Raw genomic sequence first — 21,731 nt, forward strand, 5'->3', positions numbered from 1 at the left:
GCGCGACCGGGGGTTCTCCCGGGTGGTGGCGGCCTCCCCCCCCGCCCCCACGGCGCACGGCGATTCCCCCGTACGGTCTCGGTACGGGGGAATCGCCGTGCGCGGTCAGCGAGCGCTGTGGGCGGGCCGAACGCCGTGGGCCAGGTCGAGCAGATCGTCCGCCACCCGCCGTGGGTGCTGGGCGTGCAGATCGTGCTCGGAGTCGAGATACTCACGCATCGTCGCGTGGCGCAGGTCGGCCGTGGTCTCCCTGATGCGGGAGCGGATGCGGTCCGCCCACTTCCCGTCCGCGCCCTTGGGAATGGCGGGCATCAGCAGGGTGGGCACGTCGATGGCCGCGTACCACGGCCTCGGCGGCTCGTTCCAGATGCTGTGCAGGATCGACATGTGCTGTTCGGTGGACATGCGCCGGGACAGCGAACCGTCCGGGTTGACCACCATCGTGGCCACCGCGGCCTCGATCGCCGCCGGGGACCAGTCCGGATGGATGGCGCGGAAATAGTCGCTCACGCTCTGCTCGGTGGCGCCCTCCAGGGACGCCGGCCGCAACGCCCCGACGAACGCGTCCCAGGAGGAGAACGCCTTGGCCGGCTCCAGCCAGCCGCCGTCCACGAGGGCCAGCGCGGCCACCAGTTCGGGGTGCTCGGCGGTCAGCCGCACCGAGACATTGCCGCCCCAGGAGTGACCGGCCACCACCACCCGGTCAAGACCGAGGGCGGCGGCCGCCGCCACCAGATCCGCGACCGCGGTCGGGGTGTCGTATCCGGTCTCCGGGGTGTCGGAGTCCCCGTGGCCGCGCAGATCCGCCGCGTACACCGCATGGCCCGCGGCGGCCAGATGGTCGGCGACCTCGTCCCACAGCCGGGCGCTCGACGCCATGCCATGGACCAGGAGAAAGCGAAGGGACGCCGTTCCCGGCCGGTGCCGGAAATGCAATTTCACATCGTCGGTGACGGGCACGGAAAGATCCATGGCGGAATTCTAGCCGGGCCGCCCCATCGGATTCGACCGCTGGGGATGTGATGTATGCGCGGATTAGCGGCGCTTAAGCGGGCCGCGAGATGCTGGACCGCCGGGCGATTCATACTCTCATGCCGACCCATCTCTTTTGCCGACCGTAGACCCCGAGTTGAAGTGAGGCGCCGTGTATCCCCCGGAATCCAGGTTCGCCCATGTCGAGAACATCGACCTCACCGACTTGTCCTTCTGGGCACAGCCCTACGGCGATCGTGACGCCGCTTTCGCCGCGCTGCGCCTGCGGCCTGAGCCCGTGCTCTTCCAGGAGCCGGTCATGCCCGGTTTCGGGCAGGGATCCGGCTATTACGCGATGGTCAGACACGCCGATATCGCCGAGGTGAGCAGGCGTCCACAGGACTTCGGCTCCCTGCCCACCGCGATCAGCATCATCGATCTGCCGGAGGAGTTCAACAGCTTCTTCGGGTCGATGATCAATATGGACAATCCCCAGCACGCCCGGCTGCGCCGGCTGGTGTCCCGCGCGTTCGGCCGGGGAATGGCCGCCGAGTTCGAGGCGGCCTCCCACAAGGCGGCCCGGAAGATTGTCGACGACCTCATCGCGAAAGGGCCCTGTGACTTCGTCCGGGAGGTCGCCGCCATCATGCCGATCGCGGTGCTCAGCGGCATGATGGGGATTCCCGACGACGACTACGAGTTCATTTACGACCGGTCCAATATCATCGTCGGCACCTTCGACCCCGAATATGTTCCGCGGGCCGATCAGGCCACCGCCGCCCTGCTGAAGACCTCACATGAGCTCGCCGACTACATCGCACGGCTCGCCGCCGACCGCACCCGTAACCCCACCGGGGACCTGATCACCCGGCTGGTGCAGGCGCAGATCGACGGCGAGCGGCTCAGCCCCGAAGAGCTCTCGTCCTTCTTCATCCTGCTCGTCGTCGCCGGAATGGAGACGACCCGCAACGCCATCTCACGCGGTCTGGTGCTGCTCACCGAGCATCCGGAGCAACGGAAGCTGCTGCTCTCCGACTTCGAGGCATACGCACCGGGCGCGGTCGAGGAGATCCTGCGGGTCGCGACCCCCATCAACTGGATGCGCCGGACCGTCAAGCGGGACTGCGAGGTGAACGGCCACCGCTTCCGGGAGGGCGAGAAACTGCTGCTCTTCTACTGGTCCGCCAACCGGGACGAGAGCGTCTTCACCGACCCCTATCAGTTCGACATCACCCGGGACCCCAATCCGCATATGACCTTCGGATCGGTCGGCCCGCACTTCTGCCTGGGCGCCCATCTCGCCCGGATGGAGGTCACGGTGCTCTTCCGCGAGCTGTTCAGCCGGCTGCCCGAGATCCGCACGGTGGGGGAGCCCCGGCGGCTGGTGGCCAGCTTCGTCGAGGCCATCAAGCATGTGGAGTGCGCGTTCTGACGCACGAACCGACCACTCGTACCGAAAACGCCGCGCGGGAGGGGGCGATCCCCTTCCGCGCGGCGTTGTGCCCTCCGGGCCGGGCTACGCCGTGGCACCGTCACCGGAGTTGACCGCGGCGTACGCCTCGGCGAGATAGTGGCCGAGCTGGGCGGGGGTGGGGTACTCCAGGATGGCGACGAGCGGGATCTCCACGTCGGTGAGCGTCATCAGATTGCGGGTGAGCTCGAGAGCCGTCAGCGAAGTGAGCCCGTTCTCCAGGAAGTTGCTGTCGTCCTCCACCACGGTGGGCGCCAGGATGTCGGCGAGCTGCGCCCGTACGGTCTCCCGCATGATGTCCTCGCGCTCCTCGGCGGTGGCGATGGCGAGCGCCTGGTGCAGCGCCGCTCCGTCGAGTGCGGTCTCACTCTTCTCCGTCTGCATCGCGGATCCGTCTCCTTGAGGGTTGGCGGCGTCGCCAGGGGTGTGGTTGTTGACTGCGGCGTGTGCGTTCATGGGTACTCCCGCCTGGTTGGGGCCGGTCGGCTTCGGTCACCGACCGCGGTGCGTATGCGGCGTGGCCGTGGGGCCGGAAAGGTCCTCGAAGAGCCGATGTGTTCCCAGCTCGGAGGCGTGTGCGGCCATCCAGGTCCAGTCGATGTCCGCGATCACCACGGACGCCGTGTCCGCCATGACGGCCTGCCGCAGCAGGGCGGCGGCCGAGCGCTCGGGCAGTGCGGGCATTCCATTGGTCCGGAGCTGCTTGGCGGCGCCGGCGGCCGTGTCGGGGTCGTCGATCGAGCCCCAGCACACCGAGGTCGCCGGAACGCCCCGGGCCCGGCACTCCTGGGCGAGCGCGCTCAGATAGGCGTGGGCCGGCGCCTGGTTGCCCAGTCCCGGGCTGGGCAGGACGCCCACGACCGAGCACCCGAGCACCAGGGCCGACAGCTCGTGGTCGCTCCCCAGCGCGCAGAGGTTCACCGCGCCCGCCACCGTCGCCGCCCATTCGCGCTCGATCCGCGCCATCTCCAGCTGCCCGGCCTCGGCGGCAAGGGGCGCCGTGAGGTGCAGGACGGCCGTCAGCGGGAACTCCGCGGGAATGCCCTCGACGGCCGCGGCAAGCGCCTCCGCGTCCGCCACATCGACGGTGGCCACGGACACCCGTACACCCGAGGCGCTCAGCTCGGCCACCAGGTCGGCGGCCGGTGGCGCGGTGTCGATGAGCAGAAGGTGTTCGGCGCCGTCCCCGGCCGCCCAGCGGGCGGTGTGCGCGGCCAGCGCGGTGGCGGCGCCCGTGATGAGGACCGTGCCCCGGAGCCGCCGGGCGGGGGCGGTGGGGGCCATGGGGACATCGCGTACCAGACGCCGGGCGAAGCAGCCGTGGCCGCGCACGGCCACCTCCACCTCGCCGTACGCACCGGTCAGGGCCGCCGCGAGCCGCCGCCCCGCCCGGTCGTCCAACCGCTCCGGCAGGTCGACCAGCCCGCCCCACCGGTGCGGCTGCTCCATCGCCAGCGCACCGCCCAGACCCCAGAACCGGGCCTGCTCCGGACGGGACATCGGATCGCCCAGATCGACGCTGACGCCACCGCGGGTGGCAGGCCACACCGGGGCCTCGACCCCGGCCCGCCGCAGCGTCTCGAACAACTCGACGGTCGGGGCGAGCGCCGGGCCCCGTCCGTCGTCGTCCGGTGTCCCGCCGCCGTCCAGCGCCAGCAGCGAGAGCACCCCCGCGACCGGCCGCCCGGCGACGGCCTCGGACATCCGCCGGGCCCGCGCCTCGCCGTCCGGCGCCGTGGTGTCCAGGGCGCACACGACGGTCTCGGCGCCATGGCCGCGCAGCGCCGTGACCACGGCGGCCGCCGTGGTGTCCTCCCCGTCGTCGCCGGACGTCACCACCAGCCAGGTGCCGGTCAGCCGTGGCTCCGGAGGGTCGGGGAGGGGCTTCCATACGATGCGGTAGCGCCACTCCCGCTGCCGCCGCCAGGTGGCCAGGGCGGGCAGGAGTTCCGCGAGCGCCTCCCGCCGTTCGGCGGGGACTTCCAGCGCCCGGGTCAGAGCCGCCGTGTCCGTACCCGCCACGGCATCCCAGAACTCGGCGTCCGCCCAGGTCTCCACCGTGGGCACGGCATCCGCCGGAGCCTCGTTCTCCAGCCAGTAGCGCTGTCGCTGAAAGGCGTAGGTGGGCAGTGCGACGGTACGGGGAGCCGGATCGCCGTCGAACAGGGCCGCCCAGTCCACGGTGGCGCCCATGGTGTGCATACGGGCCAGGCCACGCAGCAACTCGCGCACCTCGGACCCCTCACCCCGGAAAGGCGAGAGGACCAGCGCCGCAGGAGCGGAGGGCAGCATCGCCTGGGGCCCCAACTCCCACACCGCACCGGCCTCGTCGAGCGAGGGCAGGGCAGGGCGTTCGTACTCCACCGTGTCCGGATCGGTGTCGGCGGCGACCAGCCGGCAGGCGTCCGCGAGGTCGAGAGCACCGGCGAAATGCGCCGCCGCGATCTCACCGACCCCACGGCCCACCACCGCGTCGGGACGCACCCCCACCGAGGCCAGCAGCCGGGCGAGCGCGATATGGAGGGCGAACAGCCCCGCCCGGGAGGACGCGTCGCGCTCCCCCTTCACCCCGAGCAGCTCGCCGACCTCGTCCATGGCCGTGGCGAAGACCGGGAACCGGCCGTACAGTTCGGCGCCCGTCCCCGGCGGATGACCGCCCTCGCCACCGAAGGCGAACACCGCCCCGCCCGCGGGGGCCGCCGCCGCGCCGGTACGGGACACCTCGGGTCCCACCACCGCGGGGTGCGGTTCGCCGGCCGCCAGCGCCGCCAGCCCCGCCCTCAGCTCGTCCGGCCCCCGGCCGATCACGACGGCCCGGTGGTCGAAAGCCGACCGTGTGGTCACCAGCGACCAGCCCACATCGGCGGGGGAGAGCCCCGGACCGGCCGCCGCCGAATGCGCGGCCAGCGCACGGGCCTGGCCGCGCAGCGCCGCCGCGCTCCGCGCGGACAGCACCCACGGCACCACGCCCGGGTCGCGGGCGCCCCTGTCGTCGGTGCCGTCCGGCACTTCGGTGAACTCCTCCAGAATCACATGGGCGTTGGTGCCACTGGCGCTGAACGAGGACACACCGGCGCGCCGTGGCCGGTCCACCCGCGGCCAGTCCATCCGCTCGGTCAGCAGCCGCACCGCGCCCTTGCGCCAGCGCACCAGCCGGGTCGGCCGGTCGATATGGAGTGAACGCGGCAGCACACCCCGGCGCATCGCCATCACCATCTTGATCACACCGGCCATTCCGGCGGCGGCCTGTGTATGACCGATGTTCGACTTGATCGACCCCAACAGCAGCGGCCGGTCCTCGGGACGGTCCTGGCCGTACGTGGCGAGCAGCGCCTGGAGCTCGATGGAGTCGCCGAACGCGGTACCGGTGCCATGCGCCTCCACCGCGTCCACGTCCCCCGTGGACAGCCCGGCGTTCGCCAGGGCGTCACGGACCAGCTGTTGCTGGGCGGGGCCGTTCGGCGCGGCCATGCCCGTACTGGCACCGTCCTGGTTGATCGCCGAGCCACGGATCACGGCCCATACGGGGTGGCCGTTGCGCCGCGCGTCGGAGAGCCGCTCCAGCAGCACCAGCCCGGCGCCCTCGCCGTACACCATGCCGTCGGCGGCGTCCGCGAACGACCGGCACCGCACATCGGGGGACAACTGGCGCTGGCTGGAGGCCACTTGGAACACGCTCGCGGTGTACATGATGGCGGCGCCACCGGCCAGCGCCAGCGTGCACTCGCCCCGCCGCAGCGCCCCGGCCGCCAGATGCATCGCCACCAGCGACGACGAACACGCGGTGTCCAAGGAGACCGCCGCGCCCTGGAGACCCAGGGTGAACGCCACCCGGCCCGAGGACACACTGCCCGCGTTGCCGTTGCCCACATGGCCCAGCAGGCCCTCGGGGATCTCGTCCAGACGCGAGGCGTAGTCGTGGTACATCACCCCCGTGTAGACACCGGTCCGGCTGCCCCGCAGGGTGTGCGGATCGATGCCCGCGCTCTCCGCCGCCTCCCAGGCCAGCTCCAGCAGCATCCGCTGCTGCGGTTCGACGGCCGCCGCCTCCCGGGCGCCGATGCCGAAGAACTCCGCGTCGAAGTCGGCCGCGTCATGGATGAAGCCGCCGGCCCGTACGTACGAGGTGCCGTGGTGGTCCGGATCGGGGTGGTAGAGGTTCTCCAGGTCCCAGCCCCGGTCGGTGGGGAAGCTGGAGACGGCGTCCCGCTCGTCGGCCACCAGGTCCCACAGCTGTGCCGGGGTGCGCACACCGCCCGGGAAGCGGCAGGCCATGCCGACGATGGCGATCGGCTCCGTCAGGTCCGCCTGGAGCTCGCGCAGCCGCTGCCGGGTCTCGGAGAGCTCGGCCGTGGTCCACTTCAGATAGTCGACGAGCTTTTCCTCGTTGCTCATGAGCCGCCCGCACTCACCGCGCTGCGCGGACTCAGGTTCACCAGCGCGAGCTCATCGGCGGTCAGCGGTGGCTCGGTGAGCTCCGGAAGGACCCGGTCCTTGTGCATCAGCGACAGAAAGCCGCTGGACGCCAGCTCGGACTGCGGCGCGGTCAGGCTGATGACATCGGTGACCACATCACACACCGCCGAGGAGCGGATCGACCGGTCGGCGATCAGATCGGAGAACCGCTGCCGCGCCACGGCCCCGCCGGTCAGCCGCGGATCCGTCGTGTTCATCCGGCAGTTGACATACTCCACGTCCTTGGACGCGGCCATGATCCACGGGTCGTCCACGGTGGCGCTGATCGCCTGCTGAGCCCGGCGGGTCGTCCCCTCGGCGGTTCCGGACCGCTGGAGCTCGGTGTCCAGCGCGGCGGCCGCGCGAGCCGCGGAGCTCATGCCATGGCCGTAGATCGGGTTGAACGCGGCCAGCGCGTCCCCGAGCACCAGCAGCCCCTCCGGCCAGATGTCCAGCCGCTCCGGATACAGCCGCCGGTTGGCGCCGACCCGCGAGACGGCCACCGAGGTCAGCGGCTTCGCCAGCGCGATGAGATCCGCGACCAGCGGATGGCGCAGCGTCCGGGCGTAGGGCAGGAACTCGTCGTCGTGGGTGGGCAGCCCGGCGCCCCGGGTGCACGACAGGGTCACCATCCAGGTGCCGTCCTCCTGCGGATACACCACCCCGAACCGGCCCGGCTCGCGCAGCCGGTGGTCGGCGGCCACGTTGACGGCAGGGAACCCGGCGGCGGCACCCGGCGGCCCCTGGTACACGCGGGTGGCGTACGCGATGCCCGCGTCGACGATGTCCTCCTCCAGCGGCGGCACATCAAGCGCCGACAGCCAGTGCCTGAGCCGGGAACCGCGCCCCGAGGCGTCGATCACCAGATCGGCCGCCAGCGTTTCCGCCGCACCGCTGTCCATGTCGCGCACCCGGACCCCGGTGACCCGTTTGGCGTCGCCGGCCAGATCGAGGATCTCGGCGCGCTGGCGCAGGGTGATCCGCCCGGTGGCCAGAACGCGGTCACGGACCTTCCAGTCCAGGAACGGACGGGTGCACATCAGCGCGTACTGCCGCGGTGGAAAGCGGTGCTGCCAGCCGTGGGACGTCAAGGTCACCAGGTCCTGATGGAAACCGATCCGGCGGGCGCCCGCGTCGAGCAACTGGTCGATCATGCCCGGCAGCAGCGTGTCCACGATGCGCGCACCGCTGGACCACAGCACATGCACATGGCGCCCCTGCGGCGATCCCTTGCGGTGCCGGGGGCCGTCCGGCAGCACATCGCGCTCCACGACGGTGACGCGCTCCAGATGGCGGGCCAGCACATGGGCAGCCAGCATTCCCGCCCAGCCTCCGCCCAGAACGACTCCGTGTTTGGGTTCGGTCATGGTTCTGCTCTCGTCCCTTCACCGCTTACGGCTTTTACATCGGACTGGGGCTGCCCTTGGCCTGGACCATCTTGGCGAGGTTCTGGGTGACCGCCATGAAATGCGCGACACCGGTGAGTTCGGGGCCGTCGCCCACTTTCGTATCCGTGATGCCCCAGAACGCCTGGGCGTGATGGACCAGACCGTCATCACCGAGTTCGATCACGCCGATGATGCTGAAGGTGAGTTTGGCCGGTGCGTACACCGTGACCGTGGTCGGCACCGCCACCCTGCGGCCGTCCATCGAGGTGACCGGACGGCCCGGGGTCTCATGCACCTGGCATTCGATGGACCAGGCGATATGTTGGCGAAGGGCGTCCTTTCCGATGAGCGGGGGCGCGCCGACCGGGTCCTCGAAGACGATGTCGTCCGAGAAGAGCTCCAATACGGCTTCGACATCGCCCGTGTTCATGCGCCGCGCGTATTCCAGAGCCATCCTCTTGAGGGTCGCCTCATCGGCCATGAACGCCTCCTGTGCGGTGCCGGGGAAGTGGGGGATCAGCCGGTGATACCAATGTCCGACCTCCCCCAGAACATCTGGAGTTCCTGAATGAGGCCACCGGCCCCCGCACGCATCATCAGCACGTAGTCCCAGGTGATACGGGAGCTCTCCGGGGTGTCCGGGGCCGCCAGCCAGCCGCGCTCGGCGAAACCGGGACCCTTGGGCAGATAGTCCATGGTGGCCGTCACCGGCACCAGGACATGCACACCGTCCTGCCCCGCGACCGGCTCACCGGGAATCTCGGCGATACCCGCCGCGGCGAGCTCCTCGAAATGCGCACGAAGGGCGTCCCGCCCGGTCCGGCGCCCCGATCCGACCGGATCCTCGAAGGCGACCTCGTCCGCGTAGAGTTCGAGAAGTCCATCGACATCCGCGGCGTTCATCCGGCGGCTGTGCTCGAGAATGAGCTTCTTCCGGCTTCGCTCATCAATCACCGTGTGCCCCCATGAGCATGCTCTCCATTGCTTTCACTTCGGCCAAGGTCCTCGTCGATGAACTGGAAGATCTCGTCGGCCGTGGCGTCCTGAATACGCCCCGCAGCGGGGCCCTCCTCCGTCCCGCCGCCGTGCAGGGCACCCAGTTTCGACAGTGTGATCCGAAGGCGCTCGAGCAGCGCTTCATGGGCCGTCTCGTCCTGGGCCACGGAAAGCAGCGCGCTTTCCATCCTGTCGATTTCACCCAGCATCGGCGCGAGCGGATCCGCATCCTCGGGCGCCAATTCCGAATGCAGATGGGCGGCGAGCGCGGCCGGATTCGGATGGTCGAAGATCAGGGTGGTGGCCAGCCGCAGCCCGGTCACCGCGGTCAGCCTGTTCCGCAGTTCGATCGCGGTCAGCGAGTCGAAACCGAGCTCCAGGAAACCGCGCTCGGTCTGGATCCGCCCCGGGTCGGAGTGGCCAAGCGCCGCCGCGGCATGGCTGAGGACCAGATTGAGCAGCGTACGGCGCTGCTCCTCCAGCGGCAGCGCGGCCAGATGACCGGCCCAGTCGGTGTGCGGCCGGGCGGTGGCCGCGGTGCGCCGGGCCGTACCGCCACCGGCGAGCGCCCGCAGCGGAGCGGGCAGGGTGAGCGCCGGCCGGCCCGCCAGGGCCCGTACGTCCAGATCGATCGCGATCAGATGGTGGTGGCCATGGCGCATGGCGGCGTCCAGCAGCCCCAGCGCCCGCTCGCTGGACATCGCCCCGATGCCCGACCGGGTCATCCTGGCCCGGTCCGCCTCCCCCAGATGCCCGGTCATCCCGCTGGCGTCCGCCCACAGGCCCCACGCCACCGAAAGACCCGGCAGGCCGAGTGCGCGGCGCCGGGCGGCCAGGGCGTCGCAATAGGCGTTCGCCGCAGCGTAGTTGGACTGCCCCGAGGCGCCCAGCGTGCCCGCCGTGGAGGAGAACATCACGAACAGCGACAGCGGCAGCTCCGCGGTCGCCGCGTGCAGATGGGCCGCGGCCGTGGCCTTCGGACGCCACACCCGCGCCAGCCGCTCCGGGGTCTGGGTGGTGAGAACGCCGTCGTCCAGCACCCCGGCCGCGTGGACGACACCGGTCAGCGGATGCGCGGAGTCGACCCCGGCCACCAGAGCGGCCACCGCGTCCGGGTCGGTCACATCGACCGCGGCGATCCGTACCTCAGCGCCCAACTCCGTCAGTGCGGCCGTGAGTTCACCAGCCCCGGCGGCCTCCGGACCGCTTCGGCTCACCAACAGCAGATGCCGGACACCCCAGGCGCGCACCAGATGCTCGGCGACCAGGACGCCCAGCGTGCCGGTGCCACCCGTGATGAGCACGGTGCCATCCGTGTCCAGCCCGGTGGCGCCCCCGTCCAGTCCGGTGGTGTTCTCGTCCAGTCCGGTGGTGGACTCGCCCTGGTCGTCGGTGGTCGGGCCCGGCGCGGCCACCGCGCGGACCATCCGGGGCACCAGCACCCGCCCGTCCCGCACCGCCAGCTGCGGCTCATGCGACTCGACCGCGCGCACCACGGCCTCCACGAGGCCCGCACGGCCCTCGTGGCCTTCATCGAGGTCGAGCAGTACAAACCGGCCCGGGTTCTCCGACTGGGCGCTGCGGATCAGCCCCCACGCCCCGGCACCGGACGGATCCACACCGGACGGATCCAGCGCCGTGTCATCGGCGTCATCGGTGGCGTCGCCCGCACGGCCCGCCGCCACCGCGCCCCGCGTAACGATCACCAGGCGTGCGTCGGCCAGCGCAGGTCGCCGCAGCCAGGACCGCACCAGCCCCAACAGCTCCTCGACCGCCCCCAGCCCGTCCCCGTGGCCGCCCTCAGCGGTGTACGGATGGGTCAGGACGACGGCGGGGGCGGGCTCGCCCGCGTCGACAGCCGCGATCAGCGCCTCCAGGTCCGGATGGCTCACCGTGGCATCGGCGCCCACCCCGGCCGCGACCGGCTCGGCCAGCCCCAGCCGGTCCTCGCCCAGCACCACCCAGCCACCTTCGCCGACCACCGACGCCGGGGACGGCGCGGTGGCCGGAGCGGGCAACGCCATCCAGTCCAGGGTGAACAGCCCGTCCACGGCGCGGGTGGCCGCGGCCGAGCGCAGCTGGTCCGCCGCGGCCGGACGGGTCACCAGCGAGTCGACCGTCAGCACCGGGGCGCCCACCGTGTCGGCCACTGTCAGCCGCAGCGACTGCCGCTCCTCGTCCCGCGAGAGCCGGACCCGTACCGTGGCCGCCTCGGTGGCCCACAGGGACACGCCGTTCCACGCGAACGGCAACCACACCTGGCCGTCGTCCTCCTGGCCCTCGGGCCGGTCCATCAGCAGCGATGGATGCAGGGCCGCGTCCAGCAGCGCCGGATGGATGCCGTATCCGTCCCGGCCGCCCGCCGCATCGGGCAGCGCCACCTCGGCGAGGACATCCCCGCCCTGGCGCCACGCGGCCTTCAGCCCCTGGTACGCCGGGCCGTATCCGTAACCCGCCGCCAGCACCTGCTCATAGAAGGCGCCGACGTCCAGCGGCTCCGCGCCCGGCGGCGGCCAGGCCCCGCCCAGGCCCTCCACCGGCGCGGGGGCCTCCGCCGCGGGTGCGAGTACGCCCACCGCATGACACACCCACCCCGTGTCCGCGCCGGAATCAAGGCCCAGGTCAAGGGAGTTGGGGTGGTCGGGGCTGGAGTACATCCGCACCTCGCGCCGCCCGTCCTCCGCCACGGCACCCACCACCACCTGCACCCGCAGCCCACCGGACTCGGGCAGCGCCAGCGGAACCTGGAGCGCGAGCTCCTCCACACCGCCGCAGCCGACCGCGTCGGCCGCCCGCAGCGCCCATTCCACCAGCACCGCACCCGGCGCCAGCACCGCACCCGCCACCACATGCTCGGCGAGCCACGGGTGGGACCGTGCGGAGATCCGGCCGGTGAGCACGTGGGTGGTGCCGTCGGCGAGTTCCACGGCCGCGCCGAGCAGCGGATGGCCGGCGGCCGTCAGCCCCAGACCGGCCGGATCGCCACCCGGTCCGCCCGCTCCGTCCAGCCAGTACCGTTCACGCTGGAAGGCGTATGTGGGCAGGTCGATGGTGCGGGGTGCGGGGTCGGTGGGAAACCAGCGGGTCCAGTCGACCGACAACCCGGCGGTGAACGCCCGCGCCACCGACCGCGCCAGCTGGTCCGGGCCACCGTGGTCGCGCCGCAGGGTCGGAATGGTGACCGCGTCGACCCTCGCCTCCTCGATGCTCTCCTGCATGCCGATGGTGAGGACGGGGTGGGTGCTGGCCTCGATGAATACGCGGTGGCCGTCGTGCAGGAGCGCTCGTACGGCGTCGGCGAACCGCACGCGTTCGCGGAGGTTTTTGATCCAGTACGCGGTGTCGAGGCCGCTGGTGTCCATACGGGCGCCGGTGACGGTCGAATAGAACGCCACCTGGGCCGACACCGGCTTGACCCCGGCCAGGAGCTGATTCAACTCTTCTGCGATTTCGTCTACTTGGGCGCTGTGGGAGGCGTAGTCCACGTCGATGAGCCGGGCTCGGTGGCCTGCTTGTTCGCATGCGGTGATGGCGTGGGCGACTTGTTCGGGTGGGCCGGAGATCACCACGGACCCCGGTCCGTTGACCGCCGCGACGCCCACGGCGTCGGCGTGCTCGCCGAGGTTGGTCAGGAGTTCTTCGGTGTGGGTTTGGCTTGTGGTGAGGGAGGCCATGGCGCCGTGTCCGGCGAGGCGTCGGAGGGCGTGGGCGCGGAGGGCGACGATGCGGGCGCCTTCGTCGAGGGAGAGGGCTCCGGCGACGCAGGCGGCGGCGATTTCGCCTTGTGAGTGGCCGATGACGGCGGTGGGGGTGAGGCCGTGGTGGTCCCATACGGCGGCCAGGGAGATCATGACGGCCCATAGGACGGGTTGGACGACGTCGACGCGGGCGAGGTCGGCTGTGTTGACGCCGCCGCGCAGAACCTCGGTGAGGGACCAGTCGACGTGTGGGGTGAGGGCGTGTTCGCATTCGGCTATGCGGGTGGCGAAGACGGGTGAGGTGTCCAGGAGTCCGGCGCCCATGCCGAGCCATTGGGAGCCTTGTCCGGGGAAGACCAGGACGGGTCCCATGCCGCCCGCGCCGGGGCCGGTGGTGGTGGTTGGTTCGGTGAGGGTGGGGTGTGTGTTGCCGGTGGCGAGGGCGTTGAGTCCGGCGAGGAGTTCGTCGCGGTGTTCGCCGACGATGACGGCGCGGTGGTCGAAGACGGACCGGGTGCTGATCAGCGACCAGCCGACCTCCGCCGGGGAGGCGTCGGGGTCGGTGGCCACGCGTTCGGCCAGCGCCCGCGCCTGGCCGCGCAGTGCCTCAGCGCCACGCCCGGACACCACCCACGGCACCACACCACCCGCCGGAACACCGCCCCGTGAACTGTCCGGTGCGCGGGCGGCCTCCACCGGCTGGGCGGGTGCCTGCTCCAGGATGAGATGGGCGTTCGTACCGGAGATGCCGAACGACGACACACCCGCACGGCGCGGCTGTTCGTTCGCCGCCCACTCGACCGGTTCCGACAGCAGCCGCACCTCGCCCGCGCCCCAGTCCACATGCGGTGTCGGGGCGTCGATGTGGAGCGAGACGGGCAGCACCTCGTGGCGTAGGGCCATCACCATCTTGATGACGCTCGCCACTCCGGCGGCGGCCTGCGTGTGCCCGATATTGGACTTGATCGAGCCCAGCCACAGCGGGCGTCCCTCCGGCCGGTCCTGTCCGTAGGTGGCCAGCAGCGCCTGCGCCTCGATGGGGTCACCCAGTGTCGTGCCCGTTCCGTGTGCCTCCACCGCGTCCACCTCGGACGGTGACAGTCCCGCGTTGGCCAGCGCCTGCCGGATCACCCGCTGCTGCGAGGGCCCGTTGGGCGCCGTGAGCCCGTTGCTGGCCCCGTCCTGGTTGACGGCCGACCCCCGGACCACCGCCAGCACCCGATGTCCGTTGCGCCGTGCGTCGGAGAGCCGCTCCAGCAGTACCAGTCCGACGCCCTCGGAGAAGCCCGTGCCGTCCGCCGCCGTGGCGAACGCCTTGCACCGCCCGTCCGGGGACAGCGCGCGCTGACGCGAGAACTCGGTGAACCCGCCGGGTGTGGCCATCACCGTCACGCCGCCCGCGAGGGCCAGCGAGCACTCGTCCTGCCGTAGCGCCTGCACCGCCAGATGCGTGGCCACCAGCGACGATGAGCACGCGGTGTCCACCGTGACCGCGGGCCCCTCCAGACCGAATGAGTACGACACCCGGCCCGAGACCACACTGCCGAGGTTGCCGGTGGCCACATAGCCCGCCGAGTCACCGGTCGTCTGGCCGATGAGCGACAGATAGTGGTACGAGTCCACTCCGGCGAACACCCCGGTGCGGCTGCCGTTCAGCGCCTCCCGTGTCAGTCCGGCGCGTTCGAACGCCTCCCACGCCGTCTCCAGCAGCAGCCGCTGCTGCGGATCCATCGCCGCGGCCTCCCGCGGGCTGATCCCGAAGAACTCGGCGTCGAAATCGGCCACATCGCGCAGGAAGCCGCCCTCGCGGGCGCTGCTGGTACCGGCGTGCTCGGGGTCCGGGTCGTAGAGGCTGTCCAGGTCCCAGCCACGGTCCTCGGGGAACGAGGAGATGACATCCACACCCTCGTCCACCACCCGCCACAGGTCCTCGGGGGTCGCCACATCGCCGGGGAAGTGGCAGGCCATCCCGATGATGGCGATGGGCTCCCGGGCGCGGTCCTCGACCTCGCGCAACTGCCGCCTGGCCAGACGCAGATCGGCGGTCGCCCGCTTGAGATAGCTGCGGAGCTTCTCGTCATCCGTCATATCGCATCAACCCGATCGTCACGGCGGTCCTGATCCAGCGGTCCTGATTCATCGGAGACTGTCGTCGGAGGGGACGGTCAGCTCGTTGTCGAGCGCCTGGAACAACTCCTCGTCGCTGGCCGACGCCAGATCCTCCTCGGCGGGGTCGTCACCCTCGGCGCCCTGCCACGGCCCGTCCACCTTGCGCAGCAGCTCCCGCAGCCGCGCCGCGATCCGGGCCCGCCGCTCCCCGTCGGCGATTCCCCCGGTCAGGGCGGTGTCGAGGGAGTCGAGCCCGGTGAGCAGGGAGTCCGTCGGCGTCACCCCGGCGGGGACCAGGAGCTCTCGCAGCAGGCGTACCACCGCGGTGGGCGTGGGGTGGTCGAAGACCAGCGTGGCGGGCAGCCGCAGACCGGTGGCGGCGCCCAGCCGGTTCCGCAGCTCCACGGCGGTCAGTGAGTCGAAGCCCAGCTCCCGGAAGTTCTGGGCGGGGTGGATGGCGTCCGCCGTGTCATGGCCCAGCACCGTCGCCGTGGCGCCGCGCACCAGCTTGAGGAGCGCCTGCTGCCGGTCCTCCTCGGACATGGCGGCGAACGCCTCCGCCGGTGCCGCTCCGCCCGGTCCGGCGGCTCCGGTGGCCGCCTGCGGTGTGGCGCTGCGCACCAGGCTCCGGAAGAGGGGTGGCAGATCGTCCGCGTGGGCCTCACGCCGCATGGCGGCCAGGTCGAGCCGGATGGGCGCGAGGGCCGGAAGGCCGCTGTCGAGGGCGATGTCGAGCAGCGCGAGACCCTGTTCGGTCTCCAGCCCCACCATCCCGGACCGCGCCAGCCGCGCCCGGTCGGTGTCGGTCATCCCGCCGGTCATCCCGGTGGCCTCGGCCCAGTACCCCCAGGCCAGGGAGGTGGCGGGCAGGCCCTGGGCGTGGCGGTGCACGGCCAGCGCGTCCAGGAAGGCGTTGGCCGCCGCGTAGTTGCCCTGGCCCGCGGCGCCCAGCAGCCCGGCGGCCGCGGAGAACAACACGAACGCGGACAGCCCCGCGTCGCGGGTGAGCTCATGCAGATTCCACGCCGCGTCGGCCTTCGCCCGCAGCACCTCATCGAGCTGATCGGGCGTGAGCGCCTCGACCGTGGCATCGCGCAGCAGCCCGGCGGCATGGACGACGGCGGTGAGCGGATGGCGGCCGGGAACGGTCTCCAGCAGCTTGGCCAGGGCGGCCCGGTCGGCCGCGTCACACGCCGCGATGGACACCTCCGCGCCGAGCCCGGTCAGTTCGGCCGCCAGCTCCGTGGCCCCCGGGGTGTCGAGGCCCCGGCGGCTGATGAGCAGCAGCCGCCGTACGCCGTGGTGGGCCACCAGATGGCGGGCGGTGGCGGCGCCGAGCGTGCCCGTGCCACCGGTGATGAGGACCGTGCCCTCCGGGTCGAGGGCGCTGGGGAGCGTAAGGACGATCTTGCCGATGTGACGGGCCTGGCTGAAGTGGCGGAACGCCTCGGGAGCCCGGCGGATGTCCCACAGCGTGGTCGGCAGCGGCCGCAGCGTCCCGTTCTCGAAGAGGGCCGACAGCTCGGCCAGCATCCGCTGGATACGGTCCGGGCCCGCCCCGCCGACCAGGTCGAACGCTCGGTAGGCGACGCCCGGACAGCGGACGGCGACCTGCTCGGCGTCGCGGATGTCGGTCCGGCCCATGTCGATGAAGCGACCGCCTGGCCCCAGCAGCCGCAAGGACGCGTCCACGAAGTCACCGGCCAGGGAGTTGAGCACCACATCGACGGATCCGGCGGCGGCGCGGAACCGCTCCTCGAAGTCGAGGGTGCGGGACGAGGCGATATGGCGGTCGTCGAAACCGCGCTCCCGCAGGGCATGCCACTTCGTGGGGCCCGCCGTGGCGTACACCTCGGCCTGCCAGTGGCGCGCCAGCTGCACGGCCGCCAGGCCCACCCCTCCGGTGGCCGCGTGCAGCAGCAGCTTCTCCCCGGCCCGCAGCCCGGCGAGATCGGCGAGAGCGTAGTAGGCGGTGAGGAAGGCGGACGGTGTGGTCGCCGCCTGTGCGTAGGACCATCCCGCGGGGATCCCGGTGATCATCCGGACATCGGTGACGACCAGCGGCCCGGTGCCGTTGAACAGGCCCATGACCCGGTCGCCCACCGCGAACCCCTCGGTCCCGGGGCCCACCTCGACGACCACGCCCGCACCGTCGCCGCCCAGCGGCCGGGGATCCTCCACCATGCCCAGCGCCACGACGACGTCATGGAAGTTCACACCGCCCGCCCGAAGCGCCACCCGGACCTCGCCACGGTCCAGCGGGCGGGTGTTGTCCGGGCAGTCGACCAGCGCCAGCTGGTCCAGGCTGCCGTGGCCGGTCAGCCCCAGACGCCATGTGGCCGCCCCTTCCGGCGGGGTGAGCCGCTTGGCCGCGTCGTCGTGGACCAGTCGCGGTACGTACGCCACACCGTCGCGCAGCGCCAGCTGGGGCTCGCCCGAGGCCACGGCATCGGGCAGGGACCGTAGCGAGGTGTCGCGTTCGTCGAGGTCGAGCAGCAGGACCCGGCCGGGGTTCTCCGACTGGGCGCTGCGCACCAGGCCCCATACGGCGGAGGCGGGCAGATCGTGGACATCGCCATGGCTCTGCGTGGCGACCGCCCCACGGGTGACCACCGCCAGCCGGGCGTCGGCGAATTCGGGCGTGGCGAGGAACTCCCGCAGCACCCCGAGGGCCTCCTTGCCGAGGTCATGGGTGCGCGCCACGGGATCGCCCGGATCGCCCGGATCGCCCCGGCCATCGGCGGAGGAGCCGAAGGAGGCGAACACCACATCGGGGGGCAGGGCGCCGTCCGCCACGGTCGCCCGCACGGCGGCGAGGTCCGGGAGGCGGGCTGCGTCGCGCAGTGCGTCGGCCGGCGGACCACCGTCCGGACCGATCACCGCGGAACGGCATGTGGGGGCGGGCGCGGTGGGTGTCATCCGCGTCCAGATGAGCTGGAAGAGGGAGTTCCTGCCCGCCGCACGAGCCCGGCCCAGCTGCCCGTCCGGCACCGGGCGCAGGATCAGATCGTCCACCACGGCCACCGCCGCGCCGGTCGGATCGGCCGCGAGCAGGGTGAGCCGGTCCGGTGCCGTCGGGGTGATGCGGATCCGCAACGTGTCCGCCCCGGTGGCACACAGCCGCAGACCACTCCAGGTGAACGGGAGCAGGATCCGCCGCGCGTCCTCGGAGCCGGGGGCGACGTCCAGCGCACGGGCGTGCAGCGCGGCGTCGAAGAGGGCGGGGTGGATACCGTACGCGGCCGCGCCCTCGCGCTCCCCTTCGGGCAGGGACACCTCGGCGTAGACATCGCCGTCCAGCCGCCACGCGGCGGTGAGGCCCTGGAAGGACGGTCCGTAGCCGTAGCCGTGGTCGGCGAGCTGACGGTAGAAGTCATCGATGGGGAGCGGAGTGGCTCCGGGAGGCGGCCAAGCGCCTTTCAGCGATACGGCGTTGGCTGGTGGCGAGGTGGCGAGTGCGCCGGTGGCGTGCCGGGTCCAGGCCCCGTCGTCCCCCTCGGCCGCGGGCCGGGAATGCACCGTGATCGGACGCTCACCGGTGTGATCGGGAGCGGCCACCGCGATCTGCACATCGACCGCCTCACCCTGTGGAATCACCAGCGGCGCGTGCAGGGTCAGCTCCGACACATGGTCACAGCCGGTCCGCGCGGCCGCGTGCAGGGCGAGCTCGGCGAAGGCGGTGCCCGGCAGCAGGACGGTGTCCAGCACCCGGTGGTCGTTCAGCCATGGATGGGTCCGCGGCGACAGCCGGCCGGTCAGCAGATGGGCGCCGCCCTCCGCGAGTTCCACGGCCGCGCCGAGCAGCGGATGCCCCGCGGGCCCCAGCCCGAGGTCGCCCGGGTCGCCGCTGTGGCCACCCCGCCCGTCCAGCCAGTACCGCCGCCGCTGGAAGGCGTAGGTGGGCAGGTCGATGGTGCGGGGTGCGGGGTCGGTGCGGAACCAGCGGGTCCAGTCGACGGCGACGCCGGCGGTGAACGCCTGCGCCACCGACCGCATCAACTGTGCCTGGTCGCCGTGGTCCCGGCGCAGGGTCGGCACCGCGGCCGCGGGCACACCGGCTTCCTCGAAGGTCTCCTGCATGCCGATGGTGAGGACGGGGTGGGTGCTGGCCTCGATGAATACGCGGTGGCCGTCGTGCAGGAGTGCTCGTACGGCGTCGGCGAAGCGTACGCGTTCGCGGAGGTTCTTGACCCAGTACGCGGTGTCGAGGCCGCTGGTGTCCATACGGGCGCCGGTGACGGTCGAGTAGAACGCCACCTCCGCCTGGACGGGTTCGATCCCCGACAGCACTTCCCTCAACTCTTCGGCGATTTCGTCCACTTGGGCGCTGTGGGAGGCGTAGTCCACGTCGATGAGCCGGGCCCGGTGGCCCGCTTGTTCGCATGCGGTGACGGCGTGGGCGACTTGTTCTGGGGGTCCGGATACGACGACGGAGCCGGGGCCGTTGACGGCGGCGATGCCGACTTCGCGGGCTGGTTCGCCGAGGTTGATCAGGAGTTCTTCGGTGTGGGTTTGGCTTGTGGTGAGGGAGGCCATGGCGCCGTGTCCGGCGAGGCGTCGGAGGGCGTGGGCGCGGAGTGCGACGATGCGGGCGCCTTCGTCGAGGGAGAGGGCTCCGGCGACGCAGGCGGCGGCGATTTCGCCTTGGGAGTGTCCGATGACGGCGGTGGGGGTGAGGCCGTGGTGGTCCCATACGGCGGCCAGGGAGATCATGACGGCCCATAGGGCGGGTTGGACGACGTCGACGCGGGCGAGGTCGGCGGTGTTGACGCCGCCGCGCAGAACCTCGGTGAGGGACCAGTTGACGTGGGGGGTGAGGGCGTGTTCGCATTCGGCTACGCGGGTGGCGAAGACCGGTGAGGTGTCCAGGAGTCCGGCGCCCATGCCGAGCCATTGGGAGCCTTGGCCGGGGAAGACCAGGACGGGTCCCATGCCGCCCGCGCCGGGACCGGTGGTTGGTTCGGTGATGGTGGGGTGTGTGTTGCCGGTGGCGAGGGCGTTGAGTCCGGCGAGGAGTTCGTCGCGGTGTTCGCCGACGATGACGGCGCGGTGGTCGAAGACGGAGCGGGTGCTGATGAGGGACCAGCCGACCTCCGCCGGGGAGGCGTCGGGGTCGGTGGCCACGCGTTCGGCCAGCGCCCGCGCCTGGCCGCGCAGTGCCTCAGTGCCACGCCCGGACACCACCCACGGCACCACACCACCCGCCGGAACACCGTCGCCGTCGGTCGGCACCGTTGTGACGGATGGTGTTCCGGCGGGGGCGGGTGCCTGCTCCAGGATGAGATGGGCGTTCGTACCGGAGATGCCGAAGGCGGACACACCGGCCCGGCGCGCACGCTCCCCGCGCGGCCAGGGAACCGGCTCGGTCAGCAGCCGCACCGCACCCGACGCCCAGTCGGCGTGGGGCGTCGGCTCATCGATGTGCAGCGAGGCGGGCAGCAGCTCATGCCGCATCGCCATCACCATCTTGATCACACCGGCCGCACCGGCGGCGGCCTGGGTGTGCCCCAGGTTGGACTTGATCGAGCCGAGCCACAGTGGCCGGTCCTCCGGCCTGCCCTGCCCGTACGTGGCCAGCAGCGCCTGGGCCTCGATCGGATCGCCGAGGGTGGTCCCGGTGCCGTGTCCGTCGACCGCGTCCACCTCGGCGGTGGACAGTTGCGCGTTGGCCAGCGCCTGCCGGATCACCCGCTGCTGCGAGGGCCCGTTGGGCGCCGTGAGGCCGTTGCTGGCCCCGTCCTGGTTGACCGCGGAACCCCGGATCACCGCGAGGACACGGCGGTCGCGGCGCTGCGCCTCGCACAGCCGCTCAAGGACGATCAACCCGGAGCCCTCGCCCCAGCCGGTGCCGTCGGCGGCCGCCGCGAATGGCTTGCAGCGGCCGTCCGGGGCCATGCCACGCTGACGCGAGAACTCGATGAACCCGCCGGGCGTCGCCATCACGGCCACCCCGCCGGCCAGGGCCAGATCGCATTCGCCGTTGCGCAGCGCTTGACAGGCCAAGTGGATGGCGACCAGCGATGAGGAACACGCGGTGTCCACCGTGACCGCCGGGCCCTCGAGGCCGAGCGAGTACGCGACCCGGCCGGACACCACACTGCCGAGGTTCCCGGCGCCGACGTAGCCCTCCACCTCGCTGGTGATGTTGCCGATGACCGACAGATAGTCATGCGAACCCACCCCGGCGAACACACCGGTGTTGCTGCCGCTCAGCGACTCCTGGGTGAGCCCGGCGCGTTCGAACGCCTCCCACGCGGTCTCCAGGAGCAGTCGCTGCTGCGGGTCCATGGCCTGGGCCTCGCGGGGGCTGATGTCGAAGAAGGACGCGTCGAATTCGGTCGCGTCGTAGCAGAATCCGCCCTGGTCCACGTAGGATTTCCCATAGCTTTCGGGATCCGGGTCGAACAGCTCCTCGGTGCCCCATCCCCGGTCCGTGGGAAAGCCGGAAACGGCGTCCTCGCCGTCCCGCACCAGCCGCCACAGCTCCTCCGGCGACCGCACCCCGCCCGGATAGCGGCAGGCCATGCCCACGATCGCGATGGGCTCCGGCTCCGCGGACTCGGCCTCCCGCAGACGCTGACGGGTCTGGCGCAACTCGGCCGTGACCCACTTGAGGTGGTCGAGCAGCTTCTCTTCGTTCGA

The 21,731-nt window shown here is 71.8% G+C and carries 8 protein-coding genes and 1 pseudogene; 1 reads left to right on the forward strand and 8 read right to left on the reverse strand.

Annotation, left to right across the window (positions count from 1 at the left end):
- Window positions 1–105: 105 nt before the first annotated feature.
- Window positions 106–972 carry an alpha/beta fold hydrolase gene (locus AB0E24_RS41840; RefSeq protein WP_359384987.1) on the reverse strand — a complete coding sequence of 289 codons (867 nt, stop codon included), beginning with the start codon at window positions 970–972 and terminating at the stop codon, window positions 106–108.
- A 172-nt stretch (window positions 973–1,144) separates the two neighbouring features.
- Between AB0E24_RS41840 and AB0E24_RS41845 the strand changes: the two genes are divergently transcribed.
- Entirely contained in the window at window positions 1,145–2,404 is a 1,260-nt protein-coding gene (locus AB0E24_RS41845) for a cytochrome P450 (RefSeq protein WP_079260057.1), read from the forward strand.
- 84 nt (window positions 2,405–2,488) lie between these two features.
- Here AB0E24_RS41845 and AB0E24_RS41850 read toward each other — a convergent pair whose 3' ends face one another.
- The 7 genes and pseudogenes from AB0E24_RS41850 to AB0E24_RS41880 all read right to left on the reverse strand — a co-directional run.
- Entirely contained in the window at window positions 2,489–2,899 is a 411-nt protein-coding gene (locus AB0E24_RS41850; protein WP_069860571.1) for an acyl carrier protein, read from the reverse strand.
- Window positions 2,900–2,935: 36 nt separating this feature from the next.
- Window positions 2,936–6,838, reverse strand: a complete 3,903-nt coding sequence (locus AB0E24_RS41855; RefSeq protein ID WP_359384990.1) for a type I polyketide synthase — start codon at window positions 6,836–6,838, stop codon at window positions 2,936–2,938.
- On the reverse strand, window positions 6,835–8,265 hold the full coding sequence (locus tag AB0E24_RS41860) for an NAD(P)/FAD-dependent oxidoreductase (protein ID WP_079260059.1): 1,431 nt from the start codon (window positions 8,263–8,265) through the stop codon (window positions 6,835–6,837). The genes AB0E24_RS41855 and AB0E24_RS41860 overlap by 4 nt, the downstream gene beginning before the upstream one ends.
- Before the next feature lie 34 nt (window positions 8,266–8,299).
- Complete coding sequence (locus AB0E24_RS41865; RefSeq protein ID WP_359384993.1) at window positions 8,300–8,767, reverse strand: nuclear transport factor 2 family protein; 468 nt, start codon at window positions 8,765–8,767, stop codon at window positions 8,300–8,302.
- 35 nt (window positions 8,768–8,802) lie between these two features.
- Window positions 8,803–9,240 (reverse strand): nuclear transport factor 2 family protein, encoded by a 438-nt coding sequence (locus tag AB0E24_RS41870; protein ID WP_359384995.1) that lies wholly within the window; start codon window positions 9,238–9,240, stop codon window positions 8,803–8,805.
- Window positions 9,237–15,068 (reverse strand): type I polyketide synthase, encoded by a 5,832-nt coding sequence (locus AB0E24_RS41875; protein WP_359384997.1) that lies wholly within the window; start codon window positions 15,066–15,068, stop codon window positions 9,237–9,239. The genes AB0E24_RS41870 and AB0E24_RS41875 overlap by 4 nt, the downstream gene beginning before the upstream one ends.
- Window positions 15,069–15,116: 48 nt before the next feature.
- Window positions 15,117–21,701, reverse strand: a pseudogene (locus tag AB0E24_RS41880) (SDR family NAD(P)-dependent oxidoreductase); the annotation flags it as partial.
- Window positions 21,702–21,731: the final 30 nt, after the last annotated feature.

The organism is Streptomyces malaysiensis subsp. malaysiensis (genome assembly GCF_040653035.1).
In the GTDB taxonomy this organism is placed as follows: Bacteria; Actinomycetota; Actinomycetes; order Streptomycetales; family Streptomycetaceae; genus Streptomyces; species Streptomyces malaysiensis.

Excerpts from the sequence above, each read along its gene's own strand:
- AB0E24_RS41840 (WP_359384987.1), bottom strand. The coding sequence starts at position 972 with ATGGATCTTTCCGTGCCCGTCACCGACGATGTGAAATTGCATTTCCGG.
- AB0E24_RS41850 (WP_069860571.1), bottom strand. The coding sequence starts at position 2,899 with ATGAACGCACACGCCGCAGTCAACAACCACACCCCTGGCGACGCCGCC.
- AB0E24_RS41855 (WP_359384990.1), bottom strand. The coding sequence starts at position 6,838 with ATGAGCAACGAGGAAAAGCTCGTCGACTATCTGAAGTGGACCACGGCC.
- AB0E24_RS41860 (WP_079260059.1), bottom strand. The coding sequence starts at position 8,265 with ATGACCGAACCCAAACACGGAGTCGTTCTGGGCGGAGGCTGGGCGGGA.
- AB0E24_RS41865 (WP_359384993.1), bottom strand. The coding sequence starts at position 8,767 with ATGGCCGATGAGGCGACCCTCAAGAGGATGGCTCTGGAATACGCGCGG.
- AB0E24_RS41875 (WP_359384997.1), bottom strand. The coding sequence starts at position 15,068 with ATGACGGATGACGAGAAGCTCCGCAGCTATCTCAAGCGGGCGACCGCC.